Origin of the sequence: Candidatus Pseudomonas auctus (assembly GCF_048654275.1) — a bacterium.
GTDB classification, from domain to species: Bacteria; Pseudomonadota; Gammaproteobacteria; order Pseudomonadales; family Pseudomonadaceae; genus Aquipseudomonas; species Aquipseudomonas pharyngis.
This window is the reverse complement of the sequence record NZ_JBJYZK010000010.1, coordinates 115,774-133,752: the sequence shown is the minus strand read 5'-3', so window position 1 is coordinate 133,752 and position 17,979 is coordinate 115,774. Positions and strand designations below refer to the sequence as shown.

General features: G+C 61.6%; 20 protein-coding genes. 11 read left to right on the top strand and 9 right to left on the bottom strand.

The features are described from left to right. The first annotated feature begins 22 nt into the window (after window positions 1-22). Window positions 23-721, top strand: coding sequence for a response regulator (locus tag ACKUG4_RS19235; RefSeq protein ID WP_039770498.1), 699 nt, complete (start codon window positions 23-25; stop codon window positions 719-721). Here ACKUG4_RS19235 and ACKUG4_RS19230 read toward each other — a convergent pair. After that, window positions 718-1,755, bottom strand: a complete 1,038-nt coding sequence (locus ACKUG4_RS19230) for a patatin-like phospholipase family protein (RefSeq protein WP_064598367.1) — start codon at window positions 1,753-1,755, stop codon at window positions 718-720. The genes ACKUG4_RS19235 and ACKUG4_RS19230 overlap by 4 nt on opposite strands. A gap of 217 nt (window positions 1,756-1,972) precedes the next feature. Between ACKUG4_RS19230 and ACKUG4_RS19225 the strand changes: the two genes are divergently transcribed. From ACKUG4_RS19225 to ACKUG4_RS19215, 3 genes are all read left to right on the top strand, one after another. Then, window positions 1,973-2,251, top strand: a complete 279-nt coding sequence (locus tag ACKUG4_RS19225; RefSeq protein ID WP_007950948.1) for a hypothetical protein — start codon at window positions 1,973-1,975, stop codon at window positions 2,249-2,251. Between the two features lie 77 nt (window positions 2,252-2,328). Then, window positions 2,329-3,096, top strand: a complete 768-nt coding sequence (locus ACKUG4_RS19220; protein WP_236189910.1) for a CHAD domain-containing protein — start codon at window positions 2,329-2,331, stop codon at window positions 3,094-3,096. 121 nt (window positions 3,097-3,217) lie between these two features. Beyond that, complete coding sequence (locus ACKUG4_RS19215) at window positions 3,218-4,012, top strand: acyl-CoA thioesterase (protein WP_085612197.1); 795 nt, start codon at window positions 3,218-3,220, stop codon at window positions 4,010-4,012. 1 nt (window position 4,013) lies between these two features. On the opposite strand, the gene ACKUG4_RS19210 is transcribed toward ACKUG4_RS19215, so the two are convergent. The 3 genes from ACKUG4_RS19210 to ACKUG4_RS19200 form a co-directional block, all read right to left on the bottom strand. Continuing rightward, a complete protein-coding gene (locus tag ACKUG4_RS19210) occupies window positions 4,014-4,379 on the bottom strand; it encodes an Mpo1-like protein (RefSeq protein WP_085612198.1) in 366 nt (121 codons plus the stop codon). A 212-nt stretch (window positions 4,380-4,591) separates the two neighbouring features. Continuing rightward, window positions 4,592-6,073 carry a methyl-accepting chemotaxis protein gene (locus tag ACKUG4_RS19205; protein ID WP_445434621.1) on the bottom strand — a complete coding sequence of 494 codons (1,482 nt, stop codon included), beginning with the start codon at window positions 6,071-6,073 and terminating at the stop codon, window positions 4,592-4,594. A gap of 108 nt (window positions 6,074-6,181) precedes the next feature. Next, complete coding sequence (locus ACKUG4_RS19200) at window positions 6,182-6,988, bottom strand: TatD family hydrolase (protein WP_445434620.1); 807 nt, start codon at window positions 6,986-6,988, stop codon at window positions 6,182-6,184. Window positions 6,989-7,224: 236 nt separating this feature from the next. Here ACKUG4_RS19200 and ACKUG4_RS19195 point away from each other — a divergent pair, with 236 nt between their 5' ends. From ACKUG4_RS19195 to ACKUG4_RS19185, 3 genes are all read left to right on the top strand, one after another. After that, window positions 7,225-8,646: an MltF family protein gene (locus tag ACKUG4_RS19195; RefSeq protein WP_064598358.1), complete on the top strand. Its 1,422-nt coding sequence runs from the start codon at window positions 7,225-7,227 to the stop codon at window positions 8,644-8,646. A gap of 107 nt (window positions 8,647-8,753) precedes the next feature. After that, entirely contained in the window at window positions 8,754-9,188 is a 435-nt protein-coding gene (locus tag ACKUG4_RS19190; protein WP_007950955.1) for a DoxX family protein, read from the top strand. A 250-nt stretch (window positions 9,189-9,438) separates the two neighbouring features. Next, complete coding sequence (locus tag ACKUG4_RS19185; protein ID WP_011335317.1) at window positions 9,439-9,747, top strand: hypothetical protein; 309 nt, start codon at window positions 9,439-9,441, stop codon at window positions 9,745-9,747. A 3-nt stretch (window positions 9,748-9,750) separates the two neighbouring features. Here ACKUG4_RS19185 and greB read toward each other — a convergent pair whose 3' ends face one another. The 3 genes from greB to ACKUG4_RS19170 are packed head-to-tail and all read right to left on the bottom strand — an operon-like array spanning window position 9,751 to window position 13,470. Beyond that, window positions 9,751-10,248: a transcription elongation factor GreB gene (gene greB, locus ACKUG4_RS19180; protein WP_039770483.1), complete on the bottom strand. Its 498-nt coding sequence runs from the start codon at window positions 10,246-10,248 to the stop codon at window positions 9,751-9,753. Window positions 10,249-10,282: 34 nt separating this feature from the next. Then, on the bottom strand, window positions 10,283-12,787 hold the full coding sequence (locus ACKUG4_RS19175) for an ABC transporter permease (protein ID WP_064598353.1): 2,505 nt from the start codon (window positions 12,785-12,787) through the stop codon (window positions 10,283-10,285). After that, on the bottom strand, window positions 12,787-13,470 hold the full coding sequence (locus ACKUG4_RS19170; protein WP_007955651.1) for an ABC transporter ATP-binding protein: 684 nt from the start codon (window positions 13,468-13,470) through the stop codon (window positions 12,787-12,789). Before ACKUG4_RS19170 ends, ACKUG4_RS19175 begins: the two co-directional genes overlap by 1 nt. A gap of 10 nt (window positions 13,471-13,480) precedes the next feature. Between ACKUG4_RS19170 and ACKUG4_RS19165 the strand changes: the two genes are divergently transcribed. From ACKUG4_RS19165 to ACKUG4_RS19155, 3 genes are all read left to right on the top strand, one after another. Then, on the top strand, window positions 13,481-14,086 hold the full coding sequence (locus ACKUG4_RS19165) for an arylesterase (RefSeq protein WP_007955652.1): 606 nt from the start codon (window positions 13,481-13,483) through the stop codon (window positions 14,084-14,086). Between the two features lie 57 nt (window positions 14,087-14,143). Beyond that, on the top strand, window positions 14,144-14,437 hold the full coding sequence (locus ACKUG4_RS19160; RefSeq protein WP_003226812.1) for a hypothetical protein: 294 nt from the start codon (window positions 14,144-14,146) through the stop codon (window positions 14,435-14,437). Window positions 14,438-14,546: 109 nt separating this feature from the next. After that, entirely contained in the window at window positions 14,547-15,518 is a 972-nt protein-coding gene (locus ACKUG4_RS19155; protein ID WP_011335312.1) for a L,D-transpeptidase family protein, read from the top strand. 122 nt (window positions 15,519-15,640) lie between these two features. On the opposite strand, the gene oprI is transcribed toward ACKUG4_RS19155, so the two are convergent. Further along, window positions 15,641-15,892, bottom strand: a complete 252-nt coding sequence (gene oprI / locus ACKUG4_RS19150; protein ID WP_011335311.1) for an outer membrane lipoprotein OprI — start codon at window positions 15,890-15,892, stop codon at window positions 15,641-15,643. A 637-nt stretch (window positions 15,893-16,529) separates the two neighbouring features. Here oprI and ACKUG4_RS19145 point away from each other — a divergent pair. Then, window positions 16,530-16,811, top strand: a complete 282-nt coding sequence (locus ACKUG4_RS19145; RefSeq protein ID WP_007955658.1) for a GNAT family N-acetyltransferase — start codon at window positions 16,530-16,532, stop codon at window positions 16,809-16,811. 68 nt (window positions 16,812-16,879) lie between these two features. On the opposite strand, the gene ACKUG4_RS19140 is transcribed toward ACKUG4_RS19145, so the two are convergent. Further along, the gene (locus ACKUG4_RS19140) at window positions 16,880-17,956 is read right to left on the bottom strand and encodes a 3-deoxy-7-phosphoheptulonate synthase (RefSeq protein ID WP_064598346.1); all 1,077 of its coding nucleotides are present in this window, start codon (window positions 17,954-17,956) and stop codon (window positions 16,880-16,882) included. Window positions 17,957-17,979: the final 23 nt, after the last annotated feature.

Sequence of the window (17,979 nt, the reverse complement as noted above, 5' to 3'; positions counted from 1 at the left end):
TCTTTTGTGTTGATGTGAATTCATGAGCCAGACCGCGACCATTTTGGTCATCGATGACGAACCGCAGATCCGCAAGTTCCTGCGTATCAGCCTCGCTTCCCAGGGCTACAAAGTGCTGGAGGCCGGTACCGGCGCCGAGGGCCTGGCCCAGGCGGCGCTGAATAAACCGGACTTGCTGGTGCTCGACCTCGGCCTGCCGGACATGGACGGCCAGCAAGTGCTGCGCGAGTTTCGCGAGTGGGCCACGGCGCCGGTGTTGGTGTTGTCGGTGCGTGCCAGCGAGGGGCAGAAAGTCCAGGCGCTGGATGGCGGGGCCAATGACTACGTGACCAAGCCGTTCGGCATTCAAGAGTTTCTCGCCCGGGTGCGCGCGTTGCTGCGTCAGGCACCGGCCGGCGAAGCGCAGCAGGCCGCGTTGAATTTCGGCCCGCTGACCGTGGACCTGGCGTATCGCCGGGTGCTGCTGGATGGCGTTGAAGTTGCCCTGACCCGCAAGGAATACGCAGTGCTGGCGCAACTGGCGCGGCATCCGGGGCGGGTAATCACCCAGCAGCAATTGCTCAAGGACATCTGGGGCCCAACTCACACCGAGGACAGCCACTACCTGCGGATCGTGGTCGGGCATTTGCGGCAGAAGCTGGCAGACGATCCGACCCGGCCACGCTTTATCGTGACCGAGGCGGGTGTCGGTTATCGGTTGTTGAGCGAGAGCAGTCTTTAGTTCTGCTCGCTCTCGTAGCGATCCAGCGTATCCCGGGCAATCTCCCGGCCCAGCGCGATCAATTCGGGCGCCTTGTAGAACTCGAAGAACCGGCATACCCGCTTCGGCACGTTGATCAGGATGTCGGGCGGATACCCGGCGATCTTGTACTGCGCCAGCGAGGTCTGCATCACCTCGAAACTCTGGTTGATCAGATCAAGCAATGAAGCCGGCCCGACGTTATCGACGATGAACGATCCGGTGGCGGATTTCGGTGCGCCATCGCGCTCTGGCGCGGCGGCCGGTTGCTGGGCTTCCGGCTCCGCGCCTTCGACCCAAGGATTGATGTCCGCCGCTTCGGCACGCAGCGCTTCCTGTTCCAGCATCAGCAATTGCTCGGCCTGTTTGCGGCGGAACGGCATCTTCGAGCCCAGCGAATTGATCAGGCTGTCGAAGCGCGTGCGGAACGCGGCGGGGCGCTGGATCACCGGCAGTTTGTAATGGCGCTGGTTGGTCGAGTTGAGATTGACCGCGATGATCAGATCGCAGTGGCTCGACACCACCGGCACGATCGGCAACGGGTTGAGAATGCCGCCGTCCACCAGCATCCGGTTGCCCTGCATCACCGGAGTGAACAGGCTGGGAATCGCCGCCGAGGCGCGCATGGCCTGATGCAGACAGCCTTCCTGAAACCAGATTTCCTGTTGGTTGGTGAGGTCGGCGGCCACCGCCGTATAGGGGATGCGCAGGTCTTCGATGTTGATCTCGCCGACGATTTTGCGGATCTGGCCGAAGACCTTTTCGCCGCGGATCGCACCGAGGCGGAAGCTGACGTCCACCAGGCGCAGCACGTCGAGGTAATCCAGGCTTTCGATCCAGTTGCGGTATTCGTCGAGCTTGCCGGCGGCGTAGATCCCGCCGACCACGGCCCCCATGGAACAGCCGGCAATACAACTGATGTCATAGCCCCGTCGTTCGATCTCTTCAATGACCCCGATATGGGCATAGCCCCGGGCGCCACCGGAGCCCAGCACCAGTGCGACACGCTTTTTCATCAAACTTCCTCCCGACAAGGTTGCACAATGCACCCATCGAGGGCCGGGCTTCAATCGCTGGGGTCGCTCGGGGCGGCAATGGCGTCGTTTTTTCGATACTTCATGACCCGTCGGCGTTATCTTTTGCAGAGCGGTGCAAATGCGGGACACAAGGCACTTTTTCGCTGGCGCACCGTCTTACCTGCACGACTGTTGACCTATCTTTGAGGTGTGAGTGATGAAAGCCTGGATCTGTGTGCCGTTGATGGCTCTGGCATTGGCCGGTTGCGCCGGCAAGACTGCTTACCGCGACAGCTGCGGCAGCCAGCTGGACGCGGCGTGGCATGAACTGGATCTGGCCAAGGCCGAAGGTTTCGCCGGTACGGTCAGTTACTCCAAGGCGTTGTCTTTGCTGACAGCCGCCAAAACCCAGCAGCAATTCGAGGGCTTCGAAGGCTGCACCAAGAAAGCCGAAAAAGCACGTTTCTACATTCGCGAGTCCCGCGCCGGGCGCTAAGCTGCTGACGTAGCGCAAGGGCAGGTCGCTTGCGCCGGCGCACACTCGTGCAAAGTCATTGAATTCAGGAGCAAGCGATGTCTGCGTTGGTTGATCGGCTGGTGGCTCATGTCCTGAGCCTCGAAGTGCGGCTGCTGGCCTGTCAGGCGCGTCTGACCGCGCGGACCGACCCTGAAGCGCTGCACGACCTGCGCACCACCGTACGGCGCTTGCGCAGTCTGTTGCGACCGTTGGGCGGCTTGCCCGGTGTCGAACAGCTGGAAAGCGCGGCGGCCAGCGTCGGGCAACTGACCACGCCGTGGCGCGACCGCGAGGTGCTGGCGGCCTGGCTGATCAAACATGATCAGCCGGAAGCTGCACAGCGCCGGATGGCGCAAATGGCCGAGGCGTACCCGACGCTGGCGGCCAGCGCCGAAGTGGCGTCGCTGCTGATGATCCTCGATGCCTTTCCGCGTTTCCTGCGCGCGTCCCAGCGCCAGGGATTGCTCAAGCGCCTGGACAAGCGCATTGAAAAACGTCTGGGCAAACAATGGAAGAACCTCGACGTGGCGCTGCACGACCCGGCCCACGACCGTCATCGCCTGCGCCTGCTGATCAAGCGCGTGCGTTACGGCATCGAGGCCTACCCGGAACTGGATCGTCTGCCGGAAGCCGCATTGTCCCGTTTGAAATCCGCACAAGGCGCACTCGGTGACTGGCACGATTGCTGGCAATGGCTGGCCCGCGCCGAGCTGGAGCTGGATCTGCAACCCTGCGTCGCCACCTGGCAGGCGACCATGGCCAAGGCCGAAATCAAGGCCGACCGGGTGCTGGAAAAGCTCAGCGCGGCCTGCTTCAGGTCCTGAAACCCGCTGGCGCGCAGCACCGCTGTCTTATCTGTCAGTCTCTTTGACCGGAATGGACGCTGCGCCGCTCTGCCGCGCTGGTTAAGATCCGGTCATTCCCTTTTTCGTGTCCGAGGTTTCCATGCGCTTTTGCGATCTGATCGATGCTGTCCGTCGTCAACCGGAGGTCACGATTCCGGCGGAGTGGGGGCAGGGCCGGGCCAGTTTCGGCGGCTTGGTGGCCGCGCTGCAGTTTGAAGTGATGCGTACCAGGGTGCCTGCAGATCGGCCGGTGCGTTCGCTGGCGATCACCTTTGTCGGCCCGGTTGAGCCCGAAGTGCCGGTGAGCTTTGAAGTCGAGGTGCTGCGCGAAGGCAAAGCGGTGAGCCAGGTGCTGGGGCGTGCGGTGCAGAACGGCCAGGTAGTGACGATGGTGCAAGGCAGCTTCGGGGCTTCGCGGCCATCGGAAGTGGCGGTTGAAGCGTATCCGGCACCCGAGATGAAACACTGGGACGACTGCCAGGAACTGCCTTACATCAAAGGCGTAACGCCGGAGTTCATGCGTCATCTGGCGATGCGCTGGAGTGTCGGCGGCATGCCGTTCACCGGCAATCAATCGCGGCTGATGGGCGGCTGGGTGCGTTTGCGTGGGGATGTGAAGGAAGAGCCGGTCAACGAGGCGCATCTGCTGGCGCTGGTCGATGCCTGGCCACCCGCGCTGTTGCCGTACCTGAAGAAACCGGCACCGGGCAGCACCCTGACCTGGACCATCGAATTCGTTCAGCCGTTACGGGATTTGAGTACGCTGGATTTTTGCCAATACCTGGCGGACATCGAGTATGCGGCTGACGGTTACGGTCACGTCGCCGCCAAGCTGTGGAGCGCGAAGGGTGAACTGATTGCCATGAGTCGGCAGACGGTGACGATCTTCGCCTGACTTAATGGCGGCGATGGCGTTCACGCCAGGCGCGAAACCAGCCGCCACTGAGGAAGAACCGCGGAAACGTCAGAAACTGCTCGACCAGCAGCCGCGAAACGGCGTCCTTGCGATCACTGAACGGCTCGGAGGCTTGCGCCTCCAGGCTGTGACCATGGCGCTGCAGACCCAGCGCCGCGATCACGCCAATCACGCCGATCGCCACGCTGGCCAGACTCAGGCTGAACACACCCGAGACGATCAACAGAAACGCGACGATGAACAGCGGCACGGCAATCAGATGCAGCACCAGATTGGTCGGGTGCTGATGGTTGTTCGGGTACGCGCGCCATTGCCACGCGGGAAGGTTGGGGTGACGTTTGCCCATGTTGCTGCTCCTCGATCCATGTTCAGTACATGGTTGAAGAATAGGCCCGGGCAGCGAGAGCGGCGAATCAAGGTTGGCTATTGAAGTGATAGGGACAATGGTCTTATTTGATGCTGTTTCTGCTGACGCCATCGCGGGCAAGCCCGCTCCCACACGGGATTGTGAACGCCGCTGAGTCTACTGTGGGAGCGGGCTTGCCCGCGATGAGGCCCTTAAAGTTTCAACTGCCCAATCGCCTTGTTGAGTTCCCCGGCCAGCGTGGCTAACTCGTTACTGGTGGTCGCCGAATCCACGGTCTGTTGCACGGTGTTTTCGGTCACATCGCGAATGCTCACCACCGCGCGGTTCATCTCTTCAGCCACCTGACTCTGCTGTTCCGCCGCCACCGCAATCTGCGTGTTGCTCTCGCGCATTTGCGCCACCGCTCCGGTAATTTCCGCGAGCGCTTCTCCCGCCTCTTGCGCCTGCTGCACGCAGTCGTCGGCCTTGTACGAACTCTCCTGCATGAAGTCCACCGCATCGCGGGTGCCCGCCTGCAATGCCGAGACCATGGTGGTGATTTCATCGGTGGAGGTCTGTACGCGCTTGGCGAGGTTGCGCACTTCATCGGCGACCACCGCGAACCCGCGACCCATTTCCCCGGCACGGGCCGCTTCGATCGCGGCATTGAGCGCCAGCAGATTGGTCTGTTCGGCGATGCTGTGGATCACGCTGACCACGCCGTTGATCTTCTGGCTGTCCTCGGCCAGGCGCTGGATCATCTCGGCTGTCTGCTGTACGCCGCTGGACAGGCTGGCAATCGAATGCTGGACGCGAGTGACCACTTGCTGGCCGCTGCCGGCCAGGCCATCGGCGGTCTGCGACAGGTCGCGTGTGGCGCCGGCATGCTGGGCGATGTGGTAGACGGTGGCGGTCATTTCGTTGATCGCCGTGGCGGCCTGATCGGTTTCGCTCTGCTGGCCGAGCATGCCGTGACGCACCTCGTTCATGCTTGATGCCAGCCGCGCGGCGCCGACGTCGAGTTGCCGCGCGGTGTTGGCCACGGTGGTCACCACTCGCTGGTAACCGGCCTGCATCGCATTGAACGCATTGGCCATCTGCCCGACTTCATCCTTGCACGCCAGCGGCACCCGGGCGGCGAGGTCGCCGGTTTTCTCCACGTGCAGCATCACGTCCTTGAGAGTGTTGAGCTGGCTGAGCAGGAAACGGATCAGCAACTGTGAAGCGCCGAGCATCGCCAGCATCAGGATGAACACTGCCACCGCGTAGTTGGCGAAACGCTCGCTGAACACCTGGCTGAGGCTGGGGGCGTAGGCGATCACGGCGACCTGCTGGCCATCGGCGCGGCTGAAGACCTCGGCGCCGAGCAGCGGATTTTCGCCGAATAATGGCAAGTGACTGATCTCGATCCAGCCGCTGCTGTCGGTGATCTCCAGCAGCGGTTGATCGTTGAGGCGCGGCGCTTCACCGCGTTTGAAGGTCAGTACCTGATCGGATTTGGGCAGCGCCTGCCCGGTCGGCCAGGCCTTTAGCAATTGCGCCTGGGCCTGGGCCGAGGTTTGCGCGGCGTGGCTGCGGGCCTGTTGTTCGAGCTGCACGGCGTACAGCACCAGCAACAGGGTGGTGACAAAGGCGACCGCGTTGACCGCCCAGAATTTGTATTTCAGCGAGATATTGCTAAGCCAGGCACCCATGGAGGTCTTCTCTGATAGCGGAAACAGTTTTGGCAAGGTGCCATTATTGTGCCGCTACCCAGGTGCCCGGTTCTTGATGTGCATCAACAACCGATGCATCTGCCTCTTTCAGGGCAGGGTAGGTAAACCGTAGAACGCCCGCGCGCAGGCGGTGGTGTGGGCCGCCAGGTCTGCTTTGGTTTCGCCTCGATGCAACGCGACCTCACGTAACACTTCGGTCAGGTACGCCGGCTCGTTGCGCCCGTTCTTCGGCTTTGGCCGCAGTGTGCGTGGCAGCAGATACGGCGCATCGCTTTCCAGCATCAGGCGACCGCGCTTGATCTCCTTCACCAACGGATGCAAATGCGTGCCGCGACGCTCGTCGCAGATCCAGCCGGTGATGCCGATGTGCAGGTCCAGATCGAGGTAGCTGAACAAGGCTTTCTGCTCGCCGGTGAAGCAATGCACCACGGCGGCAGGCAATCGGTCGCGGAAGTCACGGAGGATTTCCAGCAGGCGCTGGCTCGCATCACGCTCATGCAGAAACACCGGCAATTGCAGTTCGGCAGCCAGGGCCAGATGTTCTTCGAGGACTTTTTCCTGCTGCGGGCGCGGCGAGAAATCGCGGTTGAAATCCAGTCCGCATTCACCCACCGCCATTACGTTCGATTCCTGCAGCAGGCTGCGCAGACGCCGTGCGCTGTCGGCGTTCCAGTCGCTGGCCGAATGCGGGTGAATGCCGGCGGTGGCAAACAGTCGCTGGCCGTCCGGATCCAGTTGCTGGCAGAGCTCCAGCGCCTGTTCGCTGCCCTCGACACTGGTGCCGGTCAGCACCAGTTGGCAGACCCCGGCCGCGTAGGCGCGGTCGAGCACGGCCTGGTGTTTGTCGGCGAAACTGGGGTTGGTCAGGTTGACGCCGATATCGATGAGTTGCATGGTGCTACCTCGGGCCGAAGGCCGGAAAGCATATCAGAGCTGTAGATTTATAAGAAAAGCCAAGAACTACAACGGCTTATGGCTGTCTGTTGAGGCCGCGTAGCAGGCCGGGTTGGCAGGATTGCCATCACTGTGCCAGTCTCTCGCACTTTATCAGCGCTCCAGGCGCTCTGTTTTCGTCGGTGTTTTATGACCGCTCAGCGGTGAAAACGCCCCGTATTCTTTCCGGAGAGTGGATGGTTCGTCCCTCGGTTTTGCTCCTGCTGTGTGGTTCGCTGCTGTTGCCGATGACGGCGGTCGCGCGGCTGCCCGGGCCGCTGCAAGCCGTGCCGGCCGCCAAGGTTCGCGACCTCACCGAAATCCGCAGCAGCCGCGTCTTGCGGGTGCTGGTCAACCAGAGCCGCAACAGCTCCGGCGAAGTCCAGGGCCAGGCGATCGGCATCGAATACCACCGGCTGCGCGCCTTCGAGCAATACCTCAATGGCCACGCCCGCGATGGCCAGGAAATCACCCTCAAGATTATCCCCAAAGCCAAGGATCAATTGCTCGGCGCGTTGCAGCGTGGCGAAGGCGATCTGGTGGCGCCGGGCGAACTGCTCGAGTTGCAACCGGGCCACGCAGTCGCCAGCAGCGAGCCGATTGCCAGCAACGTGCCGCTGGTGCTGGTCGGCATCAAGGGTGAAAAGCGCTACACCAAGGTTGAACAACTGGCCGGCAAAACCCTGGCGCTGCCCACCGGCAGTGCGGCGGGGGAGGCGGTCAGCCAGCTCAACCAGAAACTGGCGCTGCACAAACTGGCGCCGATCAAGATCGAATGGGTCGATCCGACGCTGGCGGTCGAGGATGTGCTGGAAATGGTCCAGGGCGGGATTTTCCACCTGACCATCGTCGAACAACCGATTGCCGAGCGTTGGGGCAAGATCCTGCCCAAGCTGCGTTTCGACCGTCAGGTGATGATCAGCGAACCGGGCGAGGAATACTGGTTCGTGCGCCGTGATGCCTCGATGTTGCGGGCCAGCATCGACCGCTTCCTGACCGGCTACAAAAAACCGTCTAACGAAGATGCGGCCTTCCTGCGGATCTACCGCCGTCTCTATCAAGTGCACTATCCGTTGGCCAAGGCCGATCGCCAGCGCCTGGAAAAACTGCGTCCGACCCTGCAGAAGCACGCCGAAGCGCAAAACATGGACTGGCTCAACCTGGCGGCGCTGGCCTTCAAGGAGTCGGCGCTACAGCCCAATGCGCGCAGCGGCAGCGGGCCGACCGGGCTGATGCAGATCACCCCGTCGGCGGCACAGCGGGTTGGCGTCAACAACATCCAGAATCTCGATGCGAATGTGCAGGCCGGTGCCAAGTACCTGGCGATGATCCGCCGCAAGTTCTTCAACAGTCCGAAACTCAATGAGCGCGAGCGCATGGCGTTCACCCTGGCGGCTTACAACATTGGTCCGGAACGGGTGCAAGGCATGCGTGCCGAGGCGCGGCGTCGCGGCCTGAATCCAAACCAGTGGTTCTTTCAGGTCGAGCGCATTGCCATGGAGCAGGTGGGAATGGGCGCCGTCAGCTATGTTAATAGCGTGAACAAGTATTACTTGGCGTTCGACCGGGAGCGGGAGTCGTTGGAGCCCGGGGGGCAGAAAGTTGTCTCACGCAAATGATCAAATAAGTTGATTGTTATGGCGGAATATTTGCGCTTTTAACATGAAAATAACTGATTAATATAGCGGCCAACCAACAAGCACTTTTGACAACAAGGAAACGCAACATGAGCTCTCTGATCAACAAGGTTCTGTTCACCCGCGCCGGCTACGGTCTGACCATTCTGCGCATTGCCGTCGGCGTGATCTTCGCCGCCCACGGCTCGCAGAAACTCTTCGGTCTGTTCGGTGGCTACGGTCTGGCAGGCACCGCGCAATACATGGAAAGCATCGGCCTGACCCCGGGTTACCTGATGGCCACCCTAGCCGGCGGTACCGAGTTCTTCGCCGGTCTGGCGCTGATCATCGGCCTGCTGGTTCGCCCGGCGGCGCTGGGTCTGACCTTCCTGTCGCTGGTGGCGATCTTCACCGTACACATCAGCAACGGTCTGTTCATGGCCAACAACGGTTACGAGTTCGCCCTGGCTCTGCTTGGCGGCAGTCTGGCAGTACTGATCGAAGGTGCCGGCAAGCTCTCGGTGGATCGCGCCATCGCCGGTTGACCGCTCTGGCTCAAGCAAAAGGCCCGCATTCTGCGGGCCTTTTTTGTTGCGGCTGATTCTTGACACTGGCCGGTCACGTTCTCTAGGATGCCGCCCATGCGCCGATTTAAACAGCTACTTGCGGGGCGCCAGGTGACTATTCTTCAGTTGCCGTCAGAAGCCGGAACAGGGCTTCGAAATACCGCTAAAGCGCTGGTTCGGTGTTGCCTCTCACCTGCCATGCAGACTTTTGAGGCAGAGACACGACACGATGAATGCACTACGCCCTCCAGCACGTCCCGCGCCGATCACGGCACATATCACCCAGCGCAATCCGAAAATTCTGCTTGGCGGCAAACATCAGCCGACGCTGTTGCGTTATCTCGATGGCTGGCCACGTCGCAGCGGCGGTCCTGCCGCCTTCCTGATCCAGTTCGTTGAAGACGGTGAGTCGCTGGCGCGTTTTGCCGATGACAGTTTCGATCTGGCCGTCATTCAGGCCCCGAGCCGTGAAGAGGCGCCGGAAATGATTCGCCAATTGACCCGCGTCGCACGCCAGGGCCTGATCACCCGGCGCTGAGCGTCAGGGATATTCGATCGCTACGATGTAGACGAACTGTTCGCCGGTCGGCGTCTGTACCCGAACTTCGGCATCCAGCGCCTTGCCGATCAAGGCGCGGGCCAGCGGTGAGTCGATGCTGATCAGGCCGAGTTTCAGGTCCAGCTCGTCCGGGCCGACGATGCGATAGCGCGACTGTTTGCCGTCTTCGTCTTCGATGGTCACCCACGCGCCGAAGTAGACCTTGTTCGGATCACTGGGTTTTTCGCTGACCACTTTCAACGCCTCAAGGCGTTTGGTGAGAAAGCGCACGCGGCTGTCGATCTCGCGCAGCATTTTCTTGCCGTAGGTGTACTCGGCATTTTCCGAACGATCACCCTGAGCCGCCGCTTCGCTGACCGACTGCGTCACCTGCGGTCGGCGCACATGCCACAGCTCATGGAATTCGGCGCGCATCCGCGCTTCACCCTCGGGGGTGATCAGCGCGGTGCCGGCGGTGCGGGGAGGGCGATAACGGCTCATGGCAACTTCTTTTGATTAAGACGGCTGGAGTCTATCAACCCTCGCGCAACACTGTCAGCGGGCTGGCGTTGAGCGCACGCCGCGTGCCGAACACCCCGGCGCCACCGATCAGCGCCGCGCCGATCAACGGCAACAGCAGCAACCACGGATGGGGATGCCATGGCAGGTCGAAGGCGAAGCGATACAGCACCAGACTCACCACTTCCGAACCGATGGCCGCGAGCAATCCACTGACCGCGCCGAGCAAGCCGAACTCGATTCGTCGCGCCTTGATCAGCAACTGGCGCTCGGCACCCAGCGCACGCAGCAGTGCGCCCTGGCGAATGCGTTCGTCCAGCGTTGCCTGCAACCCGGAAAACAGCACCGCCATCCCCGCCGCCAACACAAACAACAACACATACTCCACCGCCAGGGTGACCTGGGCGAGGATGCTGCGCAGTTGTTCGAGCAAGGCTTCGACCTGCAGGATGGTCACTGCCGGGAATGCTCGCGACAGCTCGACAATCTGCTGATCGTGACCGGGCGCCAGATAGAAGCTGGTCAGGTAAGTCGCCGGCAGATCCTTCAGGGTGCCGGGCTGGAAGATCATGAAGAAGTTCGGCTGGAAGTTGTCCCAGTTGATCTCCCGCAGGCTGGTGACCTTCGCTTCACGATTGACCCCGCCGACGCTGAATACCATGTGATCGCCCAGTTTGAGCTTGAGGCTTTCGGCCACCTTGCCTTCCACCGAGACGCCCGGAACATCGTCCGAAGGTTGGCCGGTCCACCACGAACCGGCGGTGATTTTGTTGCCCGCCGGCAGATCGGCCGCCCAGGTCAGGCTCAGGTCGCGCTGGATCGCCCGGTCGCCGGCCGAATCCTTGCTGACGATCTGCTGCACCGCTTCGCCGTTGATGCTGATCAGCCGTCCCGGCACCACCGGATACAACGGCGCAGCCTGGGCCGAGACATTGATCAGGTGATCGGTGAAGGCTTGTTTGTCGGCCGGCAGGATGTTCAGGGCGAAGTAGTTGGGTGCATTTTTCGGCAACTGGTTCTGCCAAGTGTCGAGCAATTCGCCGCGCAGCAAGGCGATCAGCGCCATGGACAGCAGGATCAGCCCGAAGGCCAGTGACTGGCCGGCTGCCGCCAAAGGATGGCGCAACAACTGACCCAGCCCGAGACGCCACGGCAGGGACGCGCGTGCGAGCAGGCGACGCAGGCTTTGCAGCAGCAACAGCAGCAAGCCGCCGAGTACCAGCGCGGCGACCACGCCACCGCCGAGCAGGGCGAACGTCAGCAGCAGATCCAGGCTCAGGCGCCACATGATCAGCCCGAGTGCACCGAGTGCTGCGCCGTAGACCATCCAGGTACTGGAGGGAATCGGCAGCATGTCCCGGCGCAATACCCGCAGCGGCGGCACGCGGCCCAGTGCGGCGAGCGGTGGCAGGGCGAAACCGGCCAGCGCCACCAGCCCGGTGCCGATGCCGGCCAGTGCCGGCAACAAGCCACCCGGCGGTACGTCGGTCGGTAGCAGATCATGCAGCAGCGCAAACAATCCCAATTGCGCGAGCCAGCCGAGCAGGGCGCCGCCGAGGCTGGCGAGCAGGCCGAGCACCGTCAGTTGCAGACTGAACAGCACCAGGGTTTCCCGGCGTGACAGACCCAGGCAACGCAGCAGGGCGCTGGCATCGAAGCGGCGACTGGCGAAGCGGTTGGCCGACAACGCCACCGCCACCCCGGCCAGAAGCACGGCGACCAGACTGGCCATGTTCAGATAGCGTTCGGCCTTGCCCAATGCACCGCCGATCTGCCGGTTGCCATCGCGGGCATCCTGAATCCGCTGGTTGGCGGCGAGTCCCGGTTTGATCAGTTGGCGATAGGTTTCCAGCGCCTGCGGCTCTCCGCGCCACAGTTCGCGGTAACTCACCCGGCTGCCGGGTTGCACCACGCCGGTCGCAGCGAGGTCGTCGAGGTTGATCAGCACTCGTGGGGTCAGGCTGTAGAAGTTACCGGCGCGATCCGGTTCGTAGGTCAGCACTCGCGTCAGTTTCAGCGTCTTCATGCCGACGTCGATGCTGTCGCCAATCTTCAAGTCCAGCGCTGTCAGCAGGCGCGCTTCGACCCAGGCTTCACCGGGCTGCGGCTCGCCACCGGCTTCTTCTGTCGCGTAAGGGGCGGGAGCGCTTTTCAGTTCGCCGCGCAGCGGATAGGCGCGGTCGACGGCTTTGATACTGGAGAGCTGAATACCGTTGTCCGTGGCGATGACGCTGGAAAACTCCACCACCTGTGCATGATCCAGGCGCAACTCGGTGCCGCTCCTGATTTGTTCCGGGCGGGCGGGCGAGCTGCCTTCGAGCGACAGGTCGGCCCCGAGAAACTCGGTGGCGCGCAGCATCATCGCGCCGTTGAGGCGGGCGCCGAAATAGCCGATCGCGGTACTCGCCGCAACCGCCACCACCAAGGCGAAAAACAGCACCCGCAGTTCACCGGCGCGGGCATCGCGCATCAGTTGGCGCAGGGCGAGACTGAACAGACGCAACAGCGGCAGACGTGCCATCAAGGCTCCAGAGGGGCGACCAACAGGCCGGCTTCAAGACGGATCAGACGCCGGCAACGATGGGCCAGGCGTTCGTCGTGGGTCACCAGCACCAGGGTGGTGCCGCGTTCCTTGTTCAATTCGAACAGCAAGTCGCTGATGCGCTCGCCGGTGTGGCTGTCGAGATTACCGGTGGGTTCGTCAGCAAACAGCACGTCCGGCTCGGCGGCGAAGGCCCGGGCAATTGCCACGCGCTGCTGCTCACCACCGGAGAGCTGGCGCGGCGAGTGAGTCAGGCGCTGGCCGAGGCCGACCCGTTGCAGCAGTTCGGTGGCGCGGCTTCGAGCGTCTTTGCGGCCGTCGAGCTCCAGCGGCAGCATGACGTTTTCCAGCGCGTTGAGGCTGTCGAGCAACTGGAACGATTGAAAGACGAAACCCACGTGCTCGGCGCGAATGCGCGCGCGCTGGTCTTCATCGAGATTGCTCAGGCCTTGCCCGGCGAGCGTCACTTCGCCGCTGCTTGGCAGATCAAGGCCGGCGAGCAGGCCGAGCAGGGTGGATTTACCGGAACCGGACGCGCCGACGATGGCCAGGCTGTCGCCCTTGTTCAGTTCCAGGCTGAGTTCGTGCAGGATGGTCAGTTCACCTTCCGCGCTGGGAACCACTTTGCTAAGGTTCTTCGCGGTGAGAATGCTTGCGCCCATGGAGAATCCGATGCGTGTGTGGTTTTTGAGTGCTGGCCTGGCCTTGATGTGCATGGCCCAGAACGCAGCGGCGGGTACAGTCCTGATCGTTGGCGATAGTATCAGCGCCGGTTTCGGACTGGATACCCGGCTTGGGTGGGTGTCGTTGCTCGAACAGCGGCTCAAGACCGAAGGTTTTGACGACAAAGTGGTCAATGCGTCCATCAGTGGTGACACCAGTGCCGGAGGCCAGGCACGGCTGCCGGCGCTGCTTGCAGAGCACAAACCGGAACTGGTGATCCTCGAGTTGGGCGGCAACGATGGCTTGCGCGGAATGCCGCCGACGCAATTGCAACAAAATCTTGCGTCGATGATCGACAGCTCCCGTCAAAGCGGTGCCAAGGTGCTGTTGCTCGGCATGCAATTGCCACCCAACTACGGCAAGCGCTATACCGATGCCTTTGCCGAGGTCTACGGCAAACTCGCCGAGGAGAAGAAAATCCCGCTGGTGCCGTTTTTCCTCGACGGCGTGGGCGGGCATCCGGACCTGATGCAGGCCGACGGTCTGCACCCGGCGGCCGGGGCTCAGGGCAAGTTGCTGGAAAATGTCTGGCCGACGCTAAAACCGCTGCTATGAGGCTTTTCTAGCGGCAGGCTTTCGGCTAATGTGGCGCCCCCTTATTTGGAGCCCCCGATGCCGCGTCCTGCCTGGTCCCTGTTCGCCTACCAACTGATCGAGCCTGACGAACAGCTGGATCTGTTCGCCTGCCAGGAAGTGCGGGTGCATCTGGTGACCCGTCAACTGGAGCTCGGTGGTTCGGCGGACCGCACCCTGTGCGGCAGTCTGCTGCCGGCGCAACCGCGCTGGTCGAGCGTGGATCGCCGGGTGTTCCAGGATCAGCGCCTGTGCTCGCTGTGCCGGGCAATCCTCGAATCGCAGAAGCGCGGCACCTCGCCGATCTGGCCTGAGCTGCGTTTCGAGCTCTGAGTCCTTTTTCGTCGATATCGCGGTCTATCGGCGCATCTCCCCGAATTCCCTGGGCGCGGTGTACAATCGCGCTCTTATACCCTTGTCGATCTTGCGAAGGATTCTCCGGATGTTGCCGCGTTTTCCTGCCGTCACCCGCTGCCTGTCTCTTGCCGCCCTGTGTGTGGCCGGTCCCGTTGCCGCACTGGAGTTTCCTCTGCCACCTCCTGGTGAGGACATCATCGGCCAGGTGCAGGTGATCAAGGCCAAGTACGAAGACACTTTTGCCGATCTGGGCACCACCTACGATCTGGGTTATTCGGAGATGGTCGCGGCCAACCCGGGCGTCGATGCGTGGCTGCCGGGCGCCGGCACCGAAGTGGTCCTGCCGACGCGTTTCATCCTGCCGCCGGGGCCGCGTGAAGGCATCGTGATCAACCTCGCCGAATACCGTCTCTACTACTACCCGAAAGGCCGGAACGTGGTGTACACCTTCCCGCTGGGTATCGGTCGTGAAGGCTGGGGCTCGCCGATCGCGCACACCACAATCACCGCCAAGACACCGAATCCAACCTGGACGCCACCTGCCTCGATCAAGGCCGAGCACGCCGCCGACGGTGATCCGCTGCCGAACGTGGTGCCGGCCGGTCCGGACAACCCGCTGGGTCCGTTCAAGTTCACCCTGGGTACGCCGGGTTACCTGATCCACGGTTCGAACAAGAAGTTCGGCATCGGCATGCGCACCAGTCACGGCTGCTTCCGCATGTTCAACAACAACGTGCTGGAAATGGCCAGCATGGTGCCGGTCGGTACCTCGGTACGTATCCTCAATGATGCGTACAAGTTCGGTCGCAGTGGCGGCAAGATCTACCTGGAGGCGCACACGCCGATCGATGACAAGGGCAACCCGTCGGTGGTCGACAAACACACCGCCGTGATCAACGCGATGCTCAAGCGCGAAGACATCACCAACAACCTGCGCATGAACTGGGATGTGGTGCGTGACGTGGTGGCGGCCGAAGATGGCCTGCCAACCGAAATCGGCACGCCGAACACTTCGGCGCCGATGGTCTCCAGCGCACCGATCGACCTGCAGCAATAAGCTGCAAGACAGAACCCGCCGAGGCTATTGCAGCGGCGGGTTTTTTGTTGCCCCAAGAAACGGCGGGCACAAAAAAGCCGACCCAAAAAATGGGTCGGCTTGATAACAATCCCGAAGGACTATTACTTGCGGCTAGCTTTTTCCAGCATGCGCAGAGCACGCTCGTTAGCTTCGTCAGCAGTCTGTTGTGCTTTTTGAGCAGCAGCCAGAGCTTCATCAGCTTTACGGTAAGCTTCGTCTGCACGAGCCTGGGCGCGAGCAGCTGCGTCTTCAGTAGCGGTCAGACGTGCTTCGGTTTCTTTCGATGCGCTGCTGCAACCGGTAGCCAGAACTGCGGCCAGAGCCAGAGCAGAGAATTTCAGAACGTTGTTCATCGTGTTCCCCTTCAAGGACTTTCAATTAAGTGGCTGTCTCCTCCGATTGAGGAAATAGCCGGCGTACATACTACCCATTACTTGTAGTAAGTAAACTGACGTAAGGCAAGAAGCAAAAAAAATTGTAGGCGTTGATTCTTTTTCGAGCAACTTTTAACTGCGCTGTATAAAAAATATCCAGCTGTAAGCCGCGAGATGAGCGAGTTAATGAGAAAAAGTTCCCGGTGCCGTGCGCTGTTTTGCAGGTAGTGGCCAAAGTCTGTCTATATGGATTCGTCCACACTTTTGTTGCGAATTTGCGCAGCGCCTCGCATATCTTTGTCCATGTTGAGGTGACTTTAAAACAGGCGGCTCGTCTTAAGTCTCAACATCCGGCGATGTTCAGCCTTTCGGCTCGGGAAGATCGTCTCCCGAACCGGCCCTGAGTCCACCGGAACTGCCCCGTCAATCCGCACGATGACGAGCGTACCTTGAGCATTTTCGCCAATGGTGCCTACTATTTGATACGTGCTCGGGTTGCGCGAGATCGGTGCAGTTCTTCTCGATGCCCATCAGGCACGGGGTGGCGTAGATGTTCCTTCGCCGGGAAAACGTCGGTAAGGTAGGGGTCAGAATTCGAGACCCGCGAGGAGTAGTGATGAGCGAGGCGTTGTCCATCCACCATGACCAGGCTGGTCATCAGTTCGAGACCAATGTGGACGGTCATCGTGCCTACCTGACCTACATGGATCTGGGGAAACAGACCCTGGATATCTACCGCACTTTCGTGCCCAACGCTTTGCGTGGCCGAGGCATTGCGGCAGCCCTGACCGAGCGGGCGCTGCAATACGCCGATGAAATGGGCTACACGGTCATTCCTTCGTGCTCCTACGTGGAGCGCTACATGGAGCGTCATCAGCGGCGCACCGCCAAGATCTGACTGACCTCACCGCATACACAAAAACGCCGGGCAATGCCCGGCGTTTTTTTATGCCTGCGAAACGGCTGTCAGCTGCGCTGACGTTTCGGCAGCACATCCTTGAGCTTGGCGTGCATGCTGCGCAAGGTGTTTTCGGTAGCGGACCAGTCGATGCAGGCGTCGGTGATCGACACGCCATATTGCAGGTCGGCGAGGTCTTTCGGGATTGCCTGGCAGCCCCAGTTCAGATGACTCTCGACCATCAGGCCGATGATCGACTGATTGCCTTCGAGGATCTGGTTGGCGACGTTCTCCATCACCAGCGGTTGCAGGGCCGGATCCTTGTTGGAGTTGGCGTGGCTGCAGTCGACCATGATGTTCGGTTTGATCTTCGCCTTGTTCAGCGCCTGCTCGCACAGGGCGACGCTGACCGAATCGTAGTTCGGCTTGCCGTTGCCGCCGCGCAGCACCACGTGGCCGTAGGCGTTGCCCTTGGTGGTGACGATCGACACGCCACCCTCCTGGTTGATGCCCAGGAAACGGTGCGGGCTGGAGACCGACTGCAAGGCGTTGATCGCCACGGTCAGGCCGCCGTCGGTGCCGTTCTTGAAACCGACCGCCGAGGACAGGCCGGAAGCCATCTCGCGGTGGGTCTGGGATTCGGTGGTCCGTGCGCCGATGGCCGACCAGCTGATCAGGTCCTGCAGATACTGCGGGGAGATCGGGTCGAGGGCTTCGGTCGCGGTCGGCAGGCCTTTCTCGGCCAGGTCCAGCAGCAGCTGGCGACCGATGTGCAGACCGTCCTGGATCTTGAACGAGTCATCCAGGTACGGGTCGTTGATCAGGCCTTTCCAGCCGACGGTGGTCCGTGGCTTTTCGAAATACACGCGCATGACCAGATACAGGGTGTCCGAGACTTCTGCCGCCAGCACCTTCAGGCGATCGGCATATTCATGGGCAGCCTTGATGTCGTGGATCGAGCAGGGGCCGATCACCACGAACAGACGATGGTCGATGCCATCGAGAATGTTGCGGATGACTTCGCGACCCTTGGTGACAGTGCGCAAGGCAGCGTCGCTCAGAGGGATATCACGCTTGAGCTGATCGGGAGTGATCAGGGTCTCGTTGGAAGCGACGTTCAGGTCGTTGATCGGTAAATCAGCCATCGTTTACTCGTCAGGTCACGGGT

What these genes read in the sequence shown, in the direction of transcription:
- ACKUG4_RS19235 (WP_039770498.1), top strand. Translation starts at nt 23, where the DNA reads ATGAGCCAGACCGCGACCATTTTGGTCATCGATGACGAACCGCAGATC.
- ACKUG4_RS19230 (WP_064598367.1), bottom strand. Translation starts at nt 1,755, where the DNA reads ATGAAAAAGCGTGTCGCACTGGTGCTGGGCTCCGGTGGCGCCCGGGGC.
- ACKUG4_RS19225 (WP_007950948.1), top strand. Translation starts at nt 1,973, where the DNA reads ATGAAAGCCTGGATCTGTGTGCCGTTGATGGCTCTGGCATTGGCCGGT.
- ACKUG4_RS19220 (WP_236189910.1), top strand. Translation starts at nt 2,329, where the DNA reads ATGTCTGCGTTGGTTGATCGGCTGGTGGCTCATGTCCTGAGCCTCGAA.
- ACKUG4_RS19215 (WP_085612197.1), top strand. Translation starts at nt 3,218, where the DNA reads ATGCGCTTTTGCGATCTGATCGATGCTGTCCGTCGTCAACCGGAGGTC.
- ACKUG4_RS19210 (WP_085612198.1), bottom strand. Translation starts at nt 4,379, where the DNA reads ATGGGCAAACGTCACCCCAACCTTCCCGCGTGGCAATGGCGCGCGTAC.
- ACKUG4_RS19205 (WP_445434621.1), bottom strand. Translation starts at nt 6,073, where the DNA reads ATGGGTGCCTGGCTTAGCAATATCTCGCTGAAATACAAATTCTGGGCG.
- ACKUG4_RS19200 (WP_445434620.1), bottom strand. Translation starts at nt 6,988, where the DNA reads ATGCAACTCATCGATATCGGCGTCAACCTGACCAACCCCAGTTTCGCC.
- ACKUG4_RS19195 (WP_064598358.1), top strand. Translation starts at nt 7,225, where the DNA reads ATGGTTCGTCCCTCGGTTTTGCTCCTGCTGTGTGGTTCGCTGCTGTTG.
- ACKUG4_RS19190 (WP_007950955.1), top strand. Translation starts at nt 8,754, where the DNA reads ATGAGCTCTCTGATCAACAAGGTTCTGTTCACCCGCGCCGGCTACGGT.
- ACKUG4_RS19185 (WP_011335317.1), top strand. Translation starts at nt 9,439, where the DNA reads ATGAATGCACTACGCCCTCCAGCACGTCCCGCGCCGATCACGGCACAT.
- greB (WP_039770483.1), bottom strand. Translation starts at nt 10,248, where the DNA reads ATGAGCCGTTATCGCCCTCCCCGCACCGCCGGCACCGCGCTGATCACC.
- ACKUG4_RS19175 (WP_064598353.1), bottom strand. Translation starts at nt 12,787, where the DNA reads ATGGCACGTCTGCCGCTGTTGCGTCTGTTCAGTCTCGCCCTGCGCCAA.
- ACKUG4_RS19170 (WP_007955651.1), bottom strand. Translation starts at nt 13,470, where the DNA reads ATGGGCGCAAGCATTCTCACCGCGAAGAACCTTAGCAAAGTGGTTCCC.
- ACKUG4_RS19165 (WP_007955652.1), top strand. Translation starts at nt 13,481, where the DNA reads ATGCGTGTGTGGTTTTTGAGTGCTGGCCTGGCCTTGATGTGCATGGCC.
- ACKUG4_RS19160 (WP_003226812.1), top strand. Translation starts at nt 14,144, where the DNA reads ATGCCGCGTCCTGCCTGGTCCCTGTTCGCCTACCAACTGATCGAGCCT.
- ACKUG4_RS19155 (WP_011335312.1), top strand. Translation starts at nt 14,547, where the DNA reads ATGTTGCCGCGTTTTCCTGCCGTCACCCGCTGCCTGTCTCTTGCCGCC.
- oprI (WP_011335311.1), bottom strand. Translation starts at nt 15,892, where the DNA reads ATGAACAACGTTCTGAAATTCTCTGCTCTGGCTCTGGCCGCAGTTCTG.
- ACKUG4_RS19145 (WP_007955658.1), top strand. Translation starts at nt 16,530, where the DNA reads ATGAGCGAGGCGTTGTCCATCCACCATGACCAGGCTGGTCATCAGTTC.
- ACKUG4_RS19140 (WP_064598346.1), bottom strand. Translation starts at nt 17,956, where the DNA reads ATGGCTGATTTACCGATCAACGACCTGAACGTCGCTTCCAACGAGACC.